Here is a 20,010-nt window from a genome sequence, read left to right on the forward strand (position 1 = left end):
GCAAAACAGGCAGGGCAGTTCATTTCCGAAATATGTGATTTCACAATAAAAAACAGAGGCTATCTGTTTGGTTAGATAGCCTCCGTATTCTTAAATGTTTGACAATTCTGTACTGAAAAAATTCAAAAGCATACTTTATTTCGCATTCTTCAACCAGTCGAAGTGAGCTCATCGTAGGAAATGTGCAATCCGAAACAGGGAGTATGAAGTCAAATGAGCAGGATTAGGATTTTCTAGATCAACCCCTTCGCAAATTTTTCTCCAATTACTTTCAGCATATCTGCGGTCATTTCCTGCAAGTTCCAGTTTGGCTTCCAGTTCCATTCCTGGCGCGCACAGCTATCATCCATACTATTGGGCCATGAATTGGCAATGCCTTGTTTTACTGGCTCAACTTCATATGAGAGTTGAAATGACGGAATGTGTTTTTTAATTTCAGCTGCAATCATTTCAGGGTCAATACTCATCGCAGAAATATTGAATGAATTCCGGTGTTTGAGTCGTGAAGGATCCGCTTCCATCAGGTTAATAGCTGCATCAATGGCATCGGGCATATACATCATATCAAGGAAAGTGCCGGCCTGAAGAGGCGAAATATAACTACAATGTTTGATGGCTTCATAATAAATTTCAACGGCATAATCCGTAGTCCCGCCTCCGGGTAAGGTGCCATTGGAAATAATGCCGGGGTAGCGAACCGAACGGGTGTCAACACCATACTTTTTAAAGTAATAATCACTCATGAGTTCACCTGTAACTTTTGTTACACCGTACATTGTTCCGGGGCGCTGAACAGTATCCTGGGGCGTTTGGTCGGCAGGTGTTTCAGGACCAAAAGCAGCAATTGAGCTGGGTGTAAACACTGCACAGCCAAGCTCGCGTCCGGCTTCGAGGCAGTTAAGCATACCATTTACCCCAATGTTCCATGCCAGCATCGGATTTTTCTCTCCAACAGCGGAAAGAATAGCGGCCAGATTATAAATGGTGTCAATTTTATATTTCTTCACAATTGAATGAAGTGCTGCACTATCAGTCACATCGAGTTTTTCAACAGGGCCATCTGTTAAGGCGTTTTTTTTAGGGCAAAGGTCTGCTGCTACTACATGGTCGGTGCCATATCGTTTTCTTAGTTCAGGAGTGAGTTCAGAACCAATCTGGCCAAAAGAGCCAATAACCAATATATTCTTCATTTGAAAGCAATTAGTTGTGATACAGTGTATTGTTACGGATTTTACCTGTCCGCTTGTTTGTAATTCCTGTGATTTCAGGCTGCAAATGTAATACTTTAAGATTCCCTTGAAAACTTTTAAAAATGTTTTGTGAACGGATTCACAAAAAAAATGTGAATACCGTTATTCAATTATTGCAATCGATTGCGCTTTAACCCTTTGCAATTTGGCAGTTCATGGTGTTTTCAAGGACATTCATTAATTTCTGACGAACTATTTCACTGTTTTTCAGCTCTCCTCAAGAGATAAACTTCTATATTTGCCGCAGAAATCAACAACAATAAACTCAAAATAATATGTACACCAGATTCCAGGAATTTCTCCAGAAAGAGATATCCGACATCAAAGAAGCCGGATTATACAAGAACGAACGCATTATTATCACTCCCCAGGGAGCTGAAATCAAAGTTAACAGTGGCGCTGAAGTTTTAAACTTTTGCGCGAACAACTATTTAGGTCTTTCAAATAATCCTAAACTGATTGCTGCAGCCAAGCAGGCACTTGATTCACATGGTTATGGTTTGTCATCCGTGCGCTTTATTTGTGGTACTCAGGATTTACATAAAGAACTGGAAGCTAAGATTGCCGAATTTTTCGGCACCGAAGACACTATTCTTTATGCAGCTTGTTTTGATGCCAACGGAGGTGTATTTGAACCTCTGCTTGGAGAAGACGATGCCATTATCTCCGATTCACTGAATCATGCCTCCATTATTGATGGTGTAAGACTTTGTAAAGCGCATCGTTATCGTTATGCCAACAGCGATATGGCTGATTTGGAAGAACAACTTAAACAGGCTCAGGCACAGCGCTTCAGGTTAATTGTTACCGATGGCGTATTTTCAATGGATGGAAATGTTGCTAAAATGGATGAAATTCATGCACTTGCCCAAAAATATGATGCCATGATTATGGTTGATGAGTGTCATTCAGCTGGTGTTGTTGGCAAAACTGGCCGTGGTGTGACAGAACTTCATAACCTTCGCGGACAAGTTGAAATCATAACAGGTACCTTAGGCAAGGCATTTGGTGGCGCAATTGGTGGTTTTACTACTGGTAAAAAGGAAGTGATTGAAATGCTTCGCCAGCGTTCACGCCCTTATCTGTTCTCAAATTCTATTCCTCCTGTTGTAGCAGCCGCCGGTATCAAAATGTTTGATATGATGAGCGAAACCAACGAGCTTCAGGATCGTCTTCATGAGAATACAGCTTATTTCAGTGAAAAAATGATGGAAGCAGGTTTCGACTGCAAACCTACCAAAAGTGCTATTGTTGCCGTTATGCTTTATGATGCCAAGCTATCGCAGGAAATGGCTGCAAAACTGCTCGAAGAGGGTATTTATGTCATCGGGTTCTATTATCCTGTAGTGCCTAAAGGTCAGGCGCGTATCCGCGTTCAGGTGTCTGCAGCGCATACCCGTGAACATCTTGATAAATGTATTGCTGCTTTTACTAAAGTCGGTAAAGAATTAGGGGTTATTAAAAGCAACGAAGGCGGATGCTGCTGCGGCTGCAACTGTAACTAAGTGAGTGCATGGCCCTGCCTGAATAAAGGGTCAATGTGCTGCAAATATTACGCAATTTTTGCAGAAAGGCTTCCCGGAGAGGGGAGCCTTTCTGCTTCATTGGAGGATTATTCTGCGGTTTTGTCTGCTTCTATAACAGCTCTTATTTCGTAAAACTCATAGGCGTCGCCTAATTCATCTTTAAGTGTGCGAAGCGAAAAAGTGCCATGTTGTTTGATGGCCGAGCGGATTACAGGCACTTTTGATGGGGAAACTATTTCATTCAGACCCACCTCCCCGCTTGACAGAAATCCAATCAAGTGAGAATAGATGGTGGAAGTGGCAAACTGACGTTCAATAGCTATTTCTGCAATGGTTTTGCCTTGCCTGAATAATTCAAGAGATTGTTTCCCGGTCTTGGGTGGAGCAGATTGCTTTTTTTTAACTGTGCCAGCCTTCGCAGACCTTCTTCTGCCCTTTCCGGCTTTGTGCATTTTTAAATGCATTCTGCTGGCCAGCCCTTTTTCGGTGCAAAACTCTTTGATTACATCAATAAATTCCGCACCATATTTACCAATTTTAAAATCACCGAAACCAGTTATCTGATTTAAATCAGACAGATTCTGTGGCATATATTCTGAAAGCTCAATCAGGGTGGTGTCGCCCAGTACCATATAGGCAGGAACTCCTTCTGAATCGGCAATGAGTTTGCGCACATACTTCAGATTCCGAAGCAATTCATGGTTGCCAACAACCGTGTCTTGAGCAAATTCTTTTTGTTTTTCTGTAACAGTTGATTTCAGAAATTCAACTTTTGTTATTCCCCTGAGCACTTCCCGACTTTTATCATTCAGTTTTAAAACGGGGTATTGTCCTTCGGTCAAATCGATTAATTTTTGACTGAGAAGTTGTGAAAAAACATCCTGCCACGCAGCTTCTGTAGTATCTTTTCCTATTCCCCAGGTTTTAGCCTGTTTTTGCAAACTTGTAAACTTAGGCAAATTAGTACCAAGCAAGTATTCAATGGTTGTTTTTATTCCATATTTTTCACTTAGCCGGGCAACCGCTGACAGCGCTTTCTGGGCTTCAATGGTTCCATCATAAACTACATATTTATCCAGACAAATATCGCAGGAGTGACACATTCCATGATGCGTTTCATTAAAATAATTCATCAGTTGCTGTCTGCGGCATTTTTTCGATTCGGCAAACGCAGCCATTTTTTCCAGTTTCCGGTACATGATACCTGCATGCGCTGGATCGGCGCTTTGCTCAATAAAATAACTCAGTTTGGCCACATCGCCACGACTATAAAACAGGATGGCATCAGCTCTTAATCCGTCGCGACCGGCTCTGCCTGTTTCCTGATAATAACTTTCAATGTTTTTAGGCAAATCTGCATGAATCACATATCGCACATCAGGTTTGTCTATTCCCATTCCAAATGCGATGGTTGCAACCATAATTTTGATCCGGTCATGAATAAAATCATCCTGTACTTTTTGTCGTTCTTCGCGCTGCATACCTGCATGGTAGCATGCAGCACTGTATCCCATTGCCTTCAGATCTGCAGCCATTTGCTCGGTCGACTTTCGCGATAGACAATAAATGATTCCCGAATTTTCCTTTTGTTTATTCAAATACTGGGGTAAAAAGTCATCAAGCTTATATTTATCTTCAACAAAGTACCAGATATTAGCTCTGTTGAATGAAGATATAAAACGATGGTCTCCCTGCAGATGGAGTTGTTTAACGATATCATCCCGGGTAAGTTTATCTGCACTGGCGGTGAGGGCCATTACCGGCACATCTGGAAATTGTTCCTTTAATTTGCCCAGAGCAAGGTAATCTGGTCTGAAATCATGCCCCCAGTGTGAAATGCAGTGCGCTTCATCAATGGCAAAAAGTGCAACTTTTGTATCTCCAAGCAGAGACTTGATTGCATTTTCGGCCGAAATCCTTTCCGGTGCAACATAGCACAACCTGAGATTGCCCTGACGCAGTTCGCTCATTACTTTCTGCTGTTGGACAGATGATTGTGACGAGTTTAAAAACTCAGCAGCCACTCCATTGTTTTTCAATGCATCTACCTGGTCTTTCATCAAGGCAATGAGCGGTGAAACAACAATAGTTACTCCCTCAAGCATTAGTGCCGGTATTTGATAGCACAGCGATTTACCCCCACCTGTTGGCATAATTACCAGGCAGTCTTCTCCGTTCATGATGGAGTCAATTACAATTTTCTGGTGTAGCCTGAAGTTGTCGTAACCAAAATACTTTTTTAATACTGTTTCTGCTGTCATAGATGATAATGAAGGTAAAATATAGTGCGGAATAAATCGATATATCAGAAATAATTACCTGATCGGATTAAATATGTAGTAAAATTACCATTTTCTTTTCAATTTTAAGTATGACGTCAGAAAAGCCTTACCTTTGAAATAATGCACTATTAGACGAAATAATTGAAATAAACATTCTAAAGAGCTATGAAAATTAAATTTCTTGGTGCGGCTCGTGAAGTTACGGGAAGCAAACATCTGATAACTACTTCAGGTGGGAAAAAAATTCTGCTCGACTGCGGAATTTATCAGGGCAAGGGTCTTGAAACTGATTCACTGAATCGTAATATCGGCGTTGAGCCTTATGAGGTTGATCACATTGTACTCACCCATGGTCATATAGACCATTCGGGATTGATTCCCTATTTTTATCGCTTGGGATTCAGGGGGTCGGTTATTTGCACCCACGCAACCCGCGATTTATGTTCCATAATGTTGCCTGACAGCGGGCATATACAGGAAGGTGATACTGAGCGTTTTAACAAGAAGAGAAGTTTCCAGGGATTACCTCCGGTTGAGCCCCTTTATACACGAGCTGATGCAGAGAAATGTATGGAGCTTTTTATCAGCGTTCCCTATAACAGGAAATTCTACATTGATGCTGAGACTAAAGTTAAATTTACCAATACCGGCCATATGTTGGGTAGCAGTGTGGCCAATTTTGAAATTTCGGAAAATGGGAAAACCATTCGGATTGCATACACCGGTGATATCGGACGACCCGAAAACCGCATTTTGCGTTCGCCTGATCCTTTTCCCCAGTGTGACTATCTGATAACAGAGGCAACATATGGCGACAGGCTTCATCCAGCGATGCAGAGTGCCGAAGGTGAACTTTTAAGAATTGTGCAGGAAACCTGTGTTGAACGAAAGGGAAAACTTATTATTCCATCATTCGCTATTGGTCGTACACAGGAGTTGGTGCATGTACTGAATAATTATTATAACGATGGATTACTTCCACGTATTAATATTTATGTGGATAGTCCATTAGCGGTGAATGCAACCGAAATTTTCAGGATGCATCCGGAATGCTTTAATCCTGATGTACTTGCTGTAATGGAAAACGATCCTGACCCGTTTGGATTTAGCACTTTGCATTACATTAAAAAAGCGGAAGACTCAAAAAAGCTGAATGAAATCAACGAACCGGCAATTATCATATCTGCATCGGGCATGATGGAAGCCGGGCGTATCAAGCATCATATTGCTAATAATATCAGCAACGAAAGAAATACTATTCTGGCCGTTGGGTATTGTGCACCTACTACATTGGGAGCCCGAATCATCAGAGGAGATAAGGAAATCTCTATATTTGGTGTTTTGCATACAGTCAGGGCTAAAATTGAGCGAATTGAAGCTTTTAGTGGTCATGGCGATTACAAGGAGATGATGGATTTTCTGGGTTGCCAGCAAAAGGAGCAAATCAGAAAAGTATTTCTCGTTCATGGCGAAATTGGTCCGCAAACAGCTTACCGCAAGCGGCTTGAAGAAGCCGGTTACCCTTCTGTTGAAATACCTGAGGTTGGTCAGGAGTATAATATTTCGTAAAAAAGGGATAATTGATAAAAGAAAAAGAGGCTGTTCAAATAAATGAGCAGCCTCTTTTAAATTAACTATGAAATATTAATCTTGCGATTTCACCACTTTTTTGCGGGTTGAATAGTTGATTTTGAAAGCACCAACTTTACGCAATTCTTGTTTAACATCAGTAACAATACCCATTCTAACTTCACCATCAACTTTCATTGAAGTGGTAAGTAAAGGTCTGTCGGCTTCGTTGCGGGCTTCACGTTCAGCATAAATAAACTCTGCGATGTCTCCGGCAGTTCTGAAACTGTCGTTCAGCTGAATACGCGATTCGGTTCCATAAAGTTTAGACTGCATGGGAGGGCCAATGTAGATAAAACTAACAAGAGCCTTTTTTTCAAGCTTCTGGACTTCAGTGGCTTCGGGGGCTTTAATGCGCACTTTCAGGGTAACTTCACGCATGGTGGTTGTTACCATAAAGAAGAAGAGCAGCATAAAGATAATATCCGGCATCGAAGCAGTGCTGATAGCAGGTAATTCACCTGACTTTTCTTTTTTAAATCGTGCCATATTATTTACCTCCTATATCTTCGGGCTCAGCTTCTGAAATTGACATAGGAACGGCTTTCTGAATAGCATCAGTAGACTCCTGGTCGGTCAATTCTGAGAATTTCACACCGAATTTTTGTTTTGAAAGTTCATCCCTGAGTTCATTAACAGCAGCTGTCAACTCGTTTTGAACCTGAATATACATGTCATAAGATGTACCCCTGTCGTTTTTAAGAGAAATAATCCCTTTAGAAACGGGGAATTCACCCAAACCCGGAATCATTTCCATTCTTTTTTCAGGCAAATCTTCACGATTTGTAGGATTGGAAAGGAATTCCTTTGCGTCAGCACGCAGGGTTCTGATATCACCCCATTTGCCTTCCACAAACAAGCGGTCACTTTTATTTACAAGTATATTAAAGACATTACGTTCTTTAACTTCAGGAATGTCGGCATTTTTCTCCGGGGGAGGTGGCAGTCGCCTTACAATACCGGAATCCACATCCATGGTAGTTGTTACCAGGAAGAAGATAAGCAGCAGGAAGGAGATGTCGGCCATCGACCCGGCATTTATTTCGGGAACTTTTCTAGGCATAGCTCATCCTTTGTTTTTAAGGCGTTTTTATTATTTAAACCATTTTGCTATTTCACTGTAAAGGATACTGACAACCACACCCACGAAAACGATGAATGTTGCTACCAGTCCACCTCCAATGATTTTAGACAATGCCGGGCTTACGCTGTGTTTGTCGTAAAACGCACCAGTTTCAGCAGGAGATATTGCATAAGAAATCAAGAGTACGGCCACAAGTACTGCAAAACCGATAAGTCCATTCTTGGCAGCTTTAAAATCGGTAATCATGTGCGCAAGAGGAAATACCACTGCTCCAAGAACAGTTACGGCTAAAAGTGCATAAGTGACGTAGAGGCCTATGTTTATGAGACTGTCCATGTTACTTATTTTTTAGCGTTTTTGTGTTTTACCAGAATATCCATGAATGAAATGGTTGCGTCTTCCATTGAGTTAACGATACCATCAATTTTTGAAACCAGATAATTGTAGAAGATTTGAAGGATAATAGCTACGATAAGACCGAATACAGTTGTCAAAAGAGCAACCTTCATACCACCGGCAACAACGGTTGGTGAAATATCACCAGCTGCTTCGATAGCGTCAAAAGCCTGTACCATCCCTACTACTGTTCCAAGGAATCCGAGCATAGGTGCGAGTGCGATAAACAAACCAATCCATGAAAGGTTGTTTTCGAGGCGACCCATTAAAACTCCACCATAAGAAACGATTGATTTTTCAACAATTTCCAAACCTTCATCGTGACGGTCAAGACCCTGGAAGAAAATGCTGGCAACCGGACCGCGGGTGTTTTTGCAAATTTCCTTAGCTGCAGCTACGCCTTCCATTTCAAGAGCTGTCTCAACTTTGTTCAGCAGTTTCTGTGTGTTGGTTGTAGAAAGGTTAAGATAAATAATCCTTTCAATACATAATCCAAGACCAAGAATGAGAACAAGCAATACAGGGAACATCCATCCTGGTGAACCTTCGATAAATTTCTGTTTCAGAATCTGATGAAATGATACAGGGGCTTCCTGTTCAGCAACCAAAGTTTCCTGTGGAGCTGCTGCTGTATCCGCAACTGCCATAGTTGCAGAATCTGTAGCTACCTGTTCAGTCTGCGCTGCAGCCTGATCCTGAGCCATAACTACGCTGGTTACTCCAAAAGTGAGCATTCCTGCTACCGTCAAAAACGCAATTAATTTTTTCATAGTTAATTGTTATTGATTTTTGATTTTAAAATGAACTTGTGTTTGTTTCAGTTTATTGTGTGAATTATTAATTTTTCTTGTTCATTGCGGAGAGAATGGGATTCGAACCCATGATACGCTTTTGGCATATACACACTTTCCAGGCGTGCGCCTTCGACCACTCGGCCATCTCTCCATAACAGGCTCAACTTTACGCCCTTTTTATCGTTTTTTCAGGCCGCTAAAATACAAAAAAAAGTGTACAATAAAATTTCACAAAATATTTTTAATCGAAGTGAACAATTTTGCAATCTTGTAAAGTGCACAAAAACAGTCTTGTAGGTGTTTTATGCCTTGAAAATTCCTCTTTTTTTATTTGTTTTACCGCCGCTTATGGTTTTATTGAACCCTTTTGAGGTGGTTTATTCGATTGTTTGCTCTCCTCTTAAAGGTGTTTGCAATCGCTTGGTCAGGTCTGCTCCACTATAACCTTCACCCAAAAGGTACATGGTTTTTGCAATAGCCGATTCAGTGGTGATGTCGTAGCCTCCTACAACGCCAATGCTTCCCAGCTGCATGCTGGTTTCATATTTACCCATTTCAACCGAGCCTCCTTTACATTGGGTTACATTATATATGGTTATGCCTTCGGAAATGGCTTTCTTTAATGACTCAATAAACCAGTCATCTGTCGGGGCGTTGCCAGCGCCGTAGGTTTCCAGTATTACAGCCTTTAACCCGGTGATGCCTAAAATGCTGTTTACTACATTTTCTGTAATTCCGGGAAATAGTTTTAAGATGGCTACATTGGCGTCCAATTTCTTATGAACCTTCAGATTTTTAAAGTTGGGCTTTAAAATATGCTGATGATTATATCTGATATGTACTCCTACCTGAGCAAGCAAGGGATAATTACCACTCAGAAAGGCATTGAAATTTTCAGCATTGAATTTATTTGTTCTGTTTCCGCGCATCAACCGGTTTTCAAAACATATGCTGACCTCCGGAACAATGGGCGTATCATCGTCATGGGCTGATGCAATTTCAATTGCATTGATGAAATTTTCGCGACCATCGGTTCTTAACACACCCATAGGCAATTGTGAACCGGTAAATACAACAGGTTTGTTCAGGTTTTCAAGCATAAAACTTAGAACCGAAGCCGTGTAGGCCATCGTGTCGGTCCCATGTAAGACTACAAAGCCATCATACTTTTCATAATTGCGCTCAATGACTTCTGCCAGTTTTATCCAGAAGGCAGGCTTCATATTGGATGAATCAATCAGGGGATCGAAACAATAGGAGTCAATACGGCAGTTGAAGTTTTCCAGAACGGGAATGTGCTTGTACAATGCATCAAAATTGAATGGCGCGAGTGCTCCGGTTTTAGGGTCTTTTATCATACCGATGGTACCTCCGGTATAGATGACAAGGATATTTTTATCCATATATTGATTCTGAAAGCAGATGGTGATTGATTATTTTGTTTGATTTAAGCCAAAGATTCTCAAGGCATTTGAGGTTGTTGCTTCTGCAACTTCTTCAAGGGGTATTCCTTTTATTTCAGCTACTTTTTGCGCGATAAGCGGAATGTAGGCAGGCTCATTGCGTTTGCCACGATGGGGTACCGGCGCCAGGAACGGTGCATCAGTTTCCAGTATAAGGTGTTTTAAGTCAATATGTTGCAGCGTTTCCTGCATTTTATTGTTTTTAAAAGTAATCACTCCTCCTAATCCAAGACTGAATCCAAGACCGATAGCCTGCTTTGCCTGTTCCACACTTCCTGAGAAACAATGGAATATGCCGATTAATTCAGGTTTGTTCACATCTTTCAGAATCTTTATAACTTCATTGAAAGATTCACGGATATGAACAATAAGAGGGAGCTTATATGCACAGGCCAAATCAATGTGATGTCGAAATACATACTCTTGTTCACGGATAAATGTCTTATCCCAGTAAAAATCCATTCCGCACTCGCCAATTCCGTAAAATTTACGGTCGTTGAGCCAGCATTCGGCAGCGGCAAGCTCGTTCATGTAATCTTCCTTCACTGATGTAGGATGTAATCCTATCATTGGGAAACAGTTTTCAGGAAATTCATCGCAAAGAGAAAGCATTGAATGGACAGAACTGCTGTCAATATTTGGCAGCATCATTCGGGTAACTCCTGATGCGATGGCGTTTTCAACTGTCTGGTGACGGTCAGTGTTAAATTCTTCGAGATAAATATGGGTATGGGTGTCTGCAAAAATCATGGGGGCAAAGGTAATGATTTTCAGTATTTCAGTTTTTTTTGCTTGTAATAGTTAATGTATGGAATAACAATCAATTAGACCTGTTCAGCCTGTTATGGGCAATGATAAATCACGTGTTTTCCGGCTATACTGTTTTAGTGTCCTGTTTTTTATAATGTGCTATTTGAAAGGATTGTTGGATTGATTCCCCGAAAAGAAACCACAATGCCGTAATTCATTTACCTTTGCGTTTCCTATTAAATAATTGATGATGATCCGAAAAATTCTGGTTATTCGTTTCAGCTCCATCGGCGATATAGTGTTAACATCGCCTGTTATTCGTTGCCTGAAAAAGCAGATACCGGAAACTGAAATACATTTTATCACGAAAAAGGCATTTGCTGCGATTGCTGAAAACAACCCTTACATTGATAAAGTTTTTCAGATTGAACATAATGTAGAAGAGGTACTTCCGGCTTTAAAAGCTGAAAAATATGACTTCATCATCGATCTACATAAAAACCTCAGGTCGTTCAGGGTCATTATTGCATTAAAGCGCCCGTATAGCACTTTTAATAAGCTGAATTTCAGAAAATGGCTGCTGGTGAGGTTCAGGTTTGCCGTTATGCCTTCCATGCATATTGTTGACAGATACCTGAAGACTGCAGAAAAACTGGGAATTTCAAATGATAACCAGGGCCTTGATTTTTTCATTCATTCGCAAAATGAGATAGACCTTAACAATTTTCCGGCTCCTTTCAATAAAGGTTTTGTAGGTGTTGTAATTGGTGGAAAGCACAAAACAAAAATACTTCCGGTTGAGAAAGTGGTTGAGATTTGTCAAAAACTGAATTTTCCGGTGATGATACTCGGAGGAGTGGATGATATGGCCAATGGCGAAAAAATAGTGGCTCAATCGACTGTTCCTGTGTATAATGCCTGTGGAAAATTTAACCTGATGCAATCGGCATCTCTTATCAGGCAATCGATGGCGGTGGTTACCAATGACACTGGTTTGATGCATATTGCGGCTGCATTCCGAAAAACAATCGTATCGGTTTGGGGCAACACTGTGCCTGAACTGGGCATGTATCCTTATTTGCCTGAAGGAACTCCGCAATTGATTTCAGAAGTCAAAGGGTTAGCGTGTCGTCCGTGCAGTAAAATAGGATTTGAGCAATGTCCGAAAGGCCATTTTAATTGTATGATGCAACAAGATACCGAAAAAATTTCTTCTTTTATTAATGCACAATTAAAAATGGAGGCCTGATTAGAATTCTTGCCAATAGCCTGAATATCTGGAAAAGCTTCATAAATGGATACAATTACCTCAGAATTACACCCATCAGGTTGATTTTGAAAGGGTTGTTATTGTATAAAAGGATTGCTGCGTTTTTCAAATCCGATGGTAGTTGATGGCCCATGTCCGGGATAAACGGTATAGTTATCATCAAGTGTAAAAAGCTTTTCTTCAATGCTTTTCATAAGCATGTCAAAATCTCCCGAAGGCAAATCTGTACGGCCGATAGAGCCGTAAAACAACACATCGCCAGCAATGACAAACTTTTGTGCATGATTGACCAAACAAATGCTGCCATCGGCGTGGCCGGGTGTATAGCGGACTTCGAGCGCTGAATGACCGAATCTGATGATATCACCATCCTCCACAAAAATTCCTGTTTTTTCAACTTCATCCACCGCCAGGTTAAAAATGCTGCCATATTCTTTAGCAGTTTCCCAGAAAATGCTGCTCTTGACATGACCGGTGGGCTTCAGTCCATATCGATTGCTAACAAAATGATTTCCTAATATATGGTCGATATGAAAATGAGTGTTGATAAGAGCAACCGGCTTAAGTTTTTGACTTTCAATAAAAGTCGCAAGTTTTTCCTTTTCAGTTTCGGAATGGCATCCGGGATCAATAATAACACATTCGTTGCTATCATCTGATAAAATGAAGCAGTTTACCGAGAAACTATTGAATACTAGTATTTTGATGTTAATCATAGCTGTGAGAAAAGGTTAATTTAGTGCAAAGATAATTTTTAAACTTCTGTTCTTATTTTGATTTCCTGGTTCGGGATGCATTTTTTACCTTTTATCGGTATCAAAACATTCTGAGGGTGTCAAAAAAATAAATCAAACAGCAACTAATTGACTTCGATCAGGAAGAAAATTTAAGTATAATGCAATTACGCTTCATTCCGGTATAAGATTTGCGGCAAATAGCTTCCTTTACAAGCTCAAACAACAAGATTTGAAAATTTATGTTTAATTTAGCGTACTCAACCCGATAGCAGTGCAAAATCAATCAAAAATATTCCTGTTATTTTCTGGCAAACCCAAACTCTTTTGGGTTGTGCTTGTATTGGGTCTTATTTTTATTCAGCCTTCGCTTAAAGCACAGTTTTATAATGGTTCCCAGATGCCTTTTGGCAAGAGCAGGGTTCAGTATGGCGATTTTTTATGGACATATTACCGTTTTAATGACTTTGACACTTATTTCTATCTGAATGGGAAAGAATTAGCGGTATACACAGCCAGATATGCCAAACAAGTGCTGCCTGAGCTTGAAACCATGCTTGAAACCCGCATGACTGATAAAATTCAGTTTATTATATTTAATTCTCTTACCGATTTAAAGCAGAGTAACATTGGCCTGGTGAGTGAGCAGGAATATAATATTGGAGGTATTACGCACATTGTGGCCAATAAGGTTTTTATTTATTTCGACGGGAATTATAAAAATTTTGAAAGGCAAATCAAAGCCGGAATGGCCAGAGCCTTGATTGACCAGACAATTTATGGCGGATCGGTAGGAAGGCAGATAACCAATGCTACACTTATGAATATGCCTTCGTGGTATATTGACGGGCTGGTTTCATACCTTTCTGAAGAGTGGAGCACCGAAATTGATAATGTGGTCAGGGATGGAATCCTCACAGGACGATACAGAAAATTTAATCATCTGAATGGAGAGGATGCCATATATGCTGGACACGCCATTTGGAAATATATTGTTGATAAACATGGCAAGCAGGCCATACCCAATATTCTTTACCTGTCGCGGGTCAGTCGTAATGTCGAAACCGGTTTTCTTTATGTGCTTAACATCTCATTCAGAAACCTGGTAAAAGAATGGTATGCGGCGTATCAGGAACAATACAGGCGCAGCGACGATGGCCGCATGGAAATCGCCGGAAAAACGGTTCAGAAAAAAGTAAAAAAGGATGTTAATTATGATAGGGTTAGACTGAGCCATAACGGGCAATATGTTGCATGGATTAGTAATCAGGCAGGTTTGGCCCGTGTGTGGATTTATGACACCCGGACCGGGAAAACACAAAGTCTTTACAGGCAGGGATTTCGGCTCGACGATAAAACGGATTTCTCATATCCGCTTATTGAATTTCATCCAAAACTCCCCATTGTTGCCATGATAACTGAAAAAAAGGGGGAAATCAGGTTTTACCAATTCAATCTTGAAACCGGGAAGAAAACATGGCAGTTTATTTATGGTTTTCAAAAGATTATTGACTTTTCGTATGCTGATGATGGCCGTGATTTTGTGATGTCAGCTATCAGGCGGGGGCAATCTGATATTTATGTTTTTAATATTGCATCTTCGGCTTCTGAACAAATAACCAAAGACGCTTTCAACGATTTGAACCCTGTTTTTATCAACAACAGCAAACAAATTGTATTTAGCTCGAACCGAACAGATGACACCCTCAGGGATCAACCCAAAGTATTACAACCCGGGTTTCCTTCGTTTCATGATTTGTTTTTATACGACTACGCTAAAAAGGCAAAAGTTGTAAGGCGACTAACCAATACGCCGTATGTTGATGAATATCAGGCAAAAGAGTATAAACCCGGCTACTTGTCCTATTTGAGTGACAATAATGGAATCAGTAACAGATATATTGCTGAATTTGACAGTGTGATTACTCATGTTGACACATCGGCACATTACCGTTATTATACACGTGATTTCCCGGTAACAGACTACAGCAGGAGTGTTGTTTCTCATGATGTTTCATATAATTCAGGGCAAATAGCTGAAATTATACACGCAGGTCAGCGGATGACCATTTATTTAGAAAATCAGCCGGAACAATCACCGGAGCCTCCTGTAAAACCGGAGAAGACTGCATATATGGAGCAAAAATTGCTGCAGATGAGCACGCTTGAATCAGCACAGGTAAAGGAAGAGCTGGAGCAAAAGCAGCGGATTGCCCGTAAAAGATTTGTTAATGTATATAGTGATGAAATTGAAAACGAGGGAAATGGGTCTCCAACTGAGCAGTTGCAGGATGGCAAAAAAGCAGGGGCTGTTGTCATTGGCGATTCGCAGAGGAAAGAACTTTCAGAAACTCCGAAAGATGAATTTTCAATGCCCAAACAGCGCAATTATAATGTTGAGTATTCTATCAACGAATTGGTAAGTCAGCTTGATTTTACCTTTTTAAGCTCATCATATCAGCCATTTTCAGGAGGAGGTGGCCCAATTTTCCTTACCCCCGGATTAAATGCATTTTTCAAGGTTGGACTGTCCGATTTGCTTGAAGATTACCGGATTGTAGCTGGTGTTAGGCTCGATTTTAACCTGGTTAATAACGAGTATGTGATAAGCATTGCTAATCTGAAGCACAGATTGGACAGGGAGATTTATTTTCACCGGCAATCTATTGAGCAAACCGATTTGTATTCTATTGTGCGCTATCGTATACATGAGTTGCATTATATTTTAAAGTATCCGTTTACTCCTTTGCTCAGTTTAAAAGGAACTTTTTCATTGCGCAAAGACAGGGCTGTATTCATGTCAACAGACCAATATAATTTAAGGCAACCCGATGTGAACAGGTATTGGGTTTCAGGCAAAGGTGAACTCACGTTTGATGCCACCCGACAACTTGGATTAAATCTGCTTGATGGAACCCGATTTAAACTTTTTGGAGAATACTACCATCAGCTTGAAGGTGATAATAAAAACACCAACATGGTGGTGCTGGGATTTGACATCAGGCATTACCTGCCCATTCACCGTACTTTCATCTGGGCCAACAGATTTGCTACCAGCACATCATTTGGCAAAAGCCGGCTGATTTATTATATGGGAGGTGTTGATACATGGCTTACGCCGAAATTTACACGCGAAGCGCCTATTGACTATACTCAGAATTATGCTTACCAGACACTTGCCACCAATATGCGCGGCTTTTATCAAAATGTGCGCAATGGCAATAGTTTTGCCGTTTTAAACTCTGAGCTGCGTTTCCCGGTTTTCCGTTATCTGGCCAATCGTCCGTTACGTAGTGATTTTCTCAATAATTTTCAGGTAGTCGCTTTTGGCGATTTGGGCACAGCCTGGACCGGCGCTACACCATATTCTGATGAGAATGCCCTTTTTACCCGGATTATTCAGCGTGGGCCACTGTTAATTACAGTTCGTGAACAGCGTCAGCCACTGGTTGGTGGAGTCGGATTCGGGGCGCGCACAAGGCTTTTGGGCTACTTTTTACGTGCCGACTACGCCTGGGGTATAGAGGATATGGTGGTTAACAAACCTGTATTTTATATCTCCCTCAGCCTCGACTTTTAATAGACCTTTTAGCTGTTGATAATCAGGCTGTAAAGAACCTGCAAACATTCTTAAATATCACATTTACAGCGACATATGAGTAAACACTTATAAGCAGCCAAATTGTTAATAACTCAAGCCCTTTTGTGGAAATTTTTAATAGCGTCTCCTCCCAAACAATACCGACCTTTGCATTCCGGCAACACTCGCGCGGCTTTCAGCTTGAAATCTGATAATCAGTTTATTGATATACTAGTAAGAATCTGCCATCAATTTCAGCATTTTAATGCATCCGAAAAATAATTATCAAGATTATTACAATTTCGGTTTCAGGCATTTACAACATAAAAGGGGCTTATTGTTAATAAGTCAATTTTGAGACCAATCATCGGCTGTTGTATCTTAGTCAATCTACTCCAAAGCGGAGAAATGACTTTTTAAAGTGCTGTAAAACAGTTAAATAGAATAGAGTCTGAACATATAACGCAAAACACTATTTAATCGGTAGCTATGGATATCAACCTGTTTGCCAATCTGGAAGAAATCAATGAAACGACTGAGAAAGAAAATTCAGCCAATCATTACAATCAAATGCTTGAACAACGCGTGCGACCTGTTGCTCCGGAAATAAAAGATGTTAAACCGGCACTCACCGAAAAAAAAATGGAAGAACAGTTATTTGCTGCTACTGAAGAAGTAGAGATAAAAAAAGAGAAGGAAACCCCCAGGTCATATTCACATGAAGAAATTATGGAGAAAGCCACCGCTTATTTCAGCGGAGATACCCTGGCGGCTAATGTGTGGATGAATAAATATGCCCTGAAAGACAGCGATGGAATGGTGTATGAACTTACACCGGATGATATGCACCGCAGACTGGCATCAGAAGTTGCACGAATCGAAAGATCTTATCCGAATCCAATCAGCGAGGAGGAGCTATATGAATTGTTTAAAGATTTCAGATACATCATTCCGCAAGGAAGCCCCATGGCTGGTATAGGCAACAATTTTCAGGTATCATCACTTTCCAATTGCTTTGTTATTGGGGGCGACGGAAACTATGATTCCTATGGTGGAATTATGAAAATTGATCAGGAGCAGGTTCAATTAATGAAACGCAGGGGAGGTGTTGGTCACGATCTTTCACATATCAGGCCAACTGGTAGCCCCGTAAAGAACAGTGCACTGACCTCTACCGGCATTGTTCCTTTTATGGAGCGGTATTCCAACTCCACCCGCGAAGTGGCACAGGATGGCCGCAGAGGAGCCCTGATGCTTACTATCTCAGTGAAGCATCCTGATGCCGAGCATTTTATTGATGCCAAACTGGAACAGGGCAAAGTTACTGGTGCCAATGTATCTGTTAAACTTGACGATGATTTTATGCGTTCAGTCATTTCAAGTACACCTTATCGCCAGCAATATCCCATTTATTCTGATAACCCACTAAAAGAGCAGGAAATTGATGCCCTTGGGCTCTGGAATAAAATCATACACAATGCATGGAAATCAGCAGAGCCGGGCGTGTTGTTCTGGGATACTGTTATACGTGAGTCGGTACCGGATTGTTATGCAGATTTAGGTTTTAAAACACTCAGCACCAATCCTTGCGGTGAAATTCCATTATGTCCGTACGATAGTTGCAGATTGCTGGCTATCAACTTGTTCAGCTATGTGGAAAACCCCTTTACGCCACAGGCTACTTTTAACTTCGATCTTTTTAGAATTCATGCTGCGAAAGCCTTGAGAATTATGGACGATATTATCGATCTTGAAACAGAGAAGATTGATGCCATTATCGGAAAAGTAAATGCTGATCCGGAAGATGACGAAGTAAAAAGAATTGAACGCAGGATGTGGGAAAACATCAAGGAAAAAACCTTGCTGGGCCGCCGCACGGGTATCGGAATTACGGCAGAAGGCGATATGCTTGCTGCTCTTGGCCTGCGCTATGGTTCTGACGAAGCAACAAATTTCTCGGTTGAAGTGCACAAAATTCTGGCAACAGAGGTTTATAATTCCTCTGCTGATTTGGCCGGCGAACGCGGACCTTTTCCAATTTACGACTTCGAACGTGAAAAAAATAACCCATTTATTCAACGTATCAGAGAATCTTCACCCGAAGTATATGAAAAAATGGCTGTTCAGGGTCGCCGCAATATTGCAATGCTCACCATTGCCCCAACCGGAAGTGTAAGTATTTGCACGCAAACCACTTCAGGTATCGAACCAGTATTTATGGTTAGCTACAAACGTCGCCGCAAAGTCAATCCTAACGACAAAAACGCAAATATTACTTTCGTGGATGAAATGGGCGATTCATGGGAAGAGTACAATGTTTTTCATCCAAAATTTGTCGATTGGCTGAAAATCAATGGGTATGATCCTGAAAAAGTAAAGCTGTTTGATGAAAAAAGATTAAACACACTTATTGAAAAGTCACCCTACTACAAAGCGACTTCCAATGACATTGATTGGGTTAAGAAAGTAAAAATGCAGGGTCAAATCCAGAAATGGGTTGATCACTCCATCAGTGTAACGGTAAATTTACCCAAAGAAGCTACTGAAGAGCTGGTAAGTAAAGTTTATCAAACAGCCTGGGAAAGTGGCTGCAAAGGAATGACCATTTACCGCGATGGTTCAAGGTCGGGGGTTCTCGTTAGTAATGAAAAGAAAGAAGAGAACACAAAATTCCGTGAAACAAAGGCACCAGTTCGTCCCCAGAAAATTGAAGCTGATGTTGTGAGATTTCAGAATGATTATGAAAAATGGATTGCAGTGATTGGCCTTTTGGATGGTAAGCCTTACGAGGTTTTTACGGGTAAAGCTGATGGTTTTTACCTTCCGCCCTGGGTTCAGAAGGGTTGGGTTATCCGCAACAAAAAAGAAGACGACGAAAGAGCAAGATATGATTTTCAGTTTCTGGATAAGGAAGGATATAAAGTAACAATTGAAGGCCTTTCCCGATCATTTAACAAGGAGTTTTGGAATTATGCTAAACTGATTTCAGGCATTTTGCGTCATGGTATGCCATTACCTTTCCTGGTTAACCTGATTGAAAATCTGAATTTTGACAACGATAGCATTACCACATGGAAAAATGGCGTTATCCGTTCACTAAAACGCTATATTCCTGATGGAACTACTGCCAATACCAAACAGGAGTGCCCCCAATGTAAAGAAAAGGACGGCCTGATTTATAAGGAAGGTTGTCTTACATGCAAACACTGCGGATATTCAAAATGCGGATAAGAAAAAGAAAGCCACCTTTTT

14 protein-coding genes and 1 tRNA gene are annotated in these 20,010 nt (G+C 40.9%); 5 read left to right on the top strand and 10 right to left on the bottom strand.

The window, feature by feature from the left end:
• Positions 1-233: 233 nt before the first annotated feature.
• Entirely contained in the window at positions 234-1,190 is a 957-nt protein-coding gene (locus tag H6541_03420; GenBank protein MCB9014820.1) for an NAD-dependent epimerase/dehydratase family protein, read from the bottom strand.
• A 335-nt stretch (positions 1,191-1,525) separates the two neighbouring features.
• Here H6541_03420 and kbl point away from each other — a divergent pair, with 335 nt between their 5' ends.
• Positions 1,526-2,755, top strand: a complete 1,230-nt coding sequence (gene kbl / locus H6541_03425; GenBank protein MCB9014821.1) for a glycine C-acetyltransferase — start codon at positions 1,526-1,528, stop codon at positions 2,753-2,755.
• A gap of 107 nt (positions 2,756-2,862) precedes the next feature.
• On the opposite strand, the gene recQ is transcribed toward kbl, so the two are convergent.
• Positions 2,863-5,037 (bottom strand): DNA helicase RecQ, encoded by a 2,175-nt coding sequence (recQ, locus tag H6541_03430; GenBank protein ID MCB9014822.1) that lies wholly within the window; start codon positions 5,035-5,037, stop codon positions 2,863-2,865.
• A 186-nt stretch (positions 5,038-5,223) separates the two neighbouring features.
• Here recQ and H6541_03435 point away from each other — a divergent pair, with 186 nt between their 5' ends.
• The gene (locus H6541_03435) at positions 5,224-6,627 is read left to right on the top strand and encodes an MBL fold metallo-hydrolase (protein ID MCB9014823.1); all 1,404 of its coding nucleotides are present in this window, start codon (positions 5,224-5,226) and stop codon (positions 6,625-6,627) included.
• A gap of 75 nt (positions 6,628-6,702) precedes the next feature.
• Here H6541_03435 and H6541_03440 read toward each other — a convergent pair whose 3' ends face one another.
• From H6541_03440 to H6541_03470, 7 genes are all read right to left on the bottom strand, one after another.
• Positions 6,703-7,176 carry a biopolymer transporter ExbD gene (locus H6541_03440; protein MCB9014824.1) on the bottom strand — a complete coding sequence of 158 codons (474 nt, stop codon included), beginning with the start codon at positions 7,174-7,176 and terminating at the stop codon, positions 6,703-6,705.
• 1 nt (position 7,177) lies between these two features.
• Positions 7,178-7,750 carry a biopolymer transporter ExbD gene (locus tag H6541_03445; protein MCB9014825.1) on the bottom strand — a complete coding sequence of 191 codons (573 nt, stop codon included), beginning with the start codon at positions 7,748-7,750 and terminating at the stop codon, positions 7,178-7,180.
• A 30-nt stretch (positions 7,751-7,780) separates the two neighbouring features.
• Positions 7,781-8,107 carry a hypothetical protein gene (locus H6541_03450; protein MCB9014826.1) on the bottom strand — a complete coding sequence of 109 codons (327 nt, stop codon included), beginning with the start codon at positions 8,105-8,107 and terminating at the stop codon, positions 7,781-7,783.
• A gap of 5 nt (positions 8,108-8,112) precedes the next feature.
• The gene (locus tag H6541_03455) at positions 8,113-8,937 is read right to left on the bottom strand and encodes a MotA/TolQ/ExbB proton channel family protein (GenBank protein MCB9014827.1); all 825 of its coding nucleotides are present in this window, start codon (positions 8,935-8,937) and stop codon (positions 8,113-8,115) included.
• Positions 8,938-9,024: 87 nt separating this feature from the next.
• A tRNA-Ser gene (locus H6541_03460) sits at positions 9,025-9,112 on the bottom strand.
• A 226-nt stretch (positions 9,113-9,338) separates the two neighbouring features.
• Positions 9,339-10,364 (bottom strand): type I asparaginase, encoded by a 1,026-nt coding sequence (locus H6541_03465; GenBank protein MCB9014828.1) that lies wholly within the window; start codon positions 10,362-10,364, stop codon positions 9,339-9,341.
• A gap of 30 nt (positions 10,365-10,394) precedes the next feature.
• Positions 10,395-11,174, bottom strand: a complete 780-nt coding sequence (locus tag H6541_03470) for a TatD family hydrolase (GenBank protein ID MCB9014829.1) — start codon at positions 11,172-11,174, stop codon at positions 10,395-10,397.
• A gap of 250 nt (positions 11,175-11,424) precedes the next feature.
• On the opposite strand from H6541_03470, the gene H6541_03475 reads away from it, so the two are divergent.
• Positions 11,425-12,423, top strand: coding sequence for a glycosyltransferase family 9 protein (locus H6541_03475; GenBank protein ID MCB9014830.1), 999 nt, complete (start codon positions 11,425-11,427; stop codon positions 12,421-12,423).
• A 98-nt stretch (positions 12,424-12,521) separates the two neighbouring features.
• Here H6541_03475 and H6541_03480 read toward each other — a convergent pair whose 3' ends face one another.
• Complete coding sequence (locus H6541_03480) at positions 12,522-13,160, bottom strand: MBL fold metallo-hydrolase (GenBank protein ID MCB9014831.1); 639 nt, start codon at positions 13,158-13,160, stop codon at positions 12,522-12,524.
• Positions 13,161-13,452: 292 nt separating this feature from the next.
• On the opposite strand from H6541_03480, the gene H6541_03485 reads away from it, so the two are divergent.
• Complete coding sequence (locus H6541_03485) at positions 13,453-16,758, top strand: hypothetical protein (GenBank protein MCB9014832.1); 3,306 nt, start codon at positions 13,453-13,455, stop codon at positions 16,756-16,758.
• A 642-nt stretch (positions 16,759-17,400) separates the two neighbouring features.
• Positions 17,401-19,989 carry an adenosylcobalamin-dependent ribonucleoside-diphosphate reductase gene (locus H6541_03490; GenBank protein ID MCB9014833.1) on the top strand — a complete coding sequence of 863 codons (2,589 nt, stop codon included), beginning with the start codon at positions 17,401-17,403 and terminating at the stop codon, positions 19,987-19,989.
• The last annotated feature ends 21 nt before the right edge of the window (positions 19,990-20,010 follow it).

This window comes from Lentimicrobiaceae bacterium (assembly GCA_020636745.1).
In the GTDB taxonomy this organism is placed as follows: domain Bacteria; phylum Bacteroidota; class Bacteroidia; order Bacteroidales; family Lentimicrobiaceae; genus Lentimicrobium.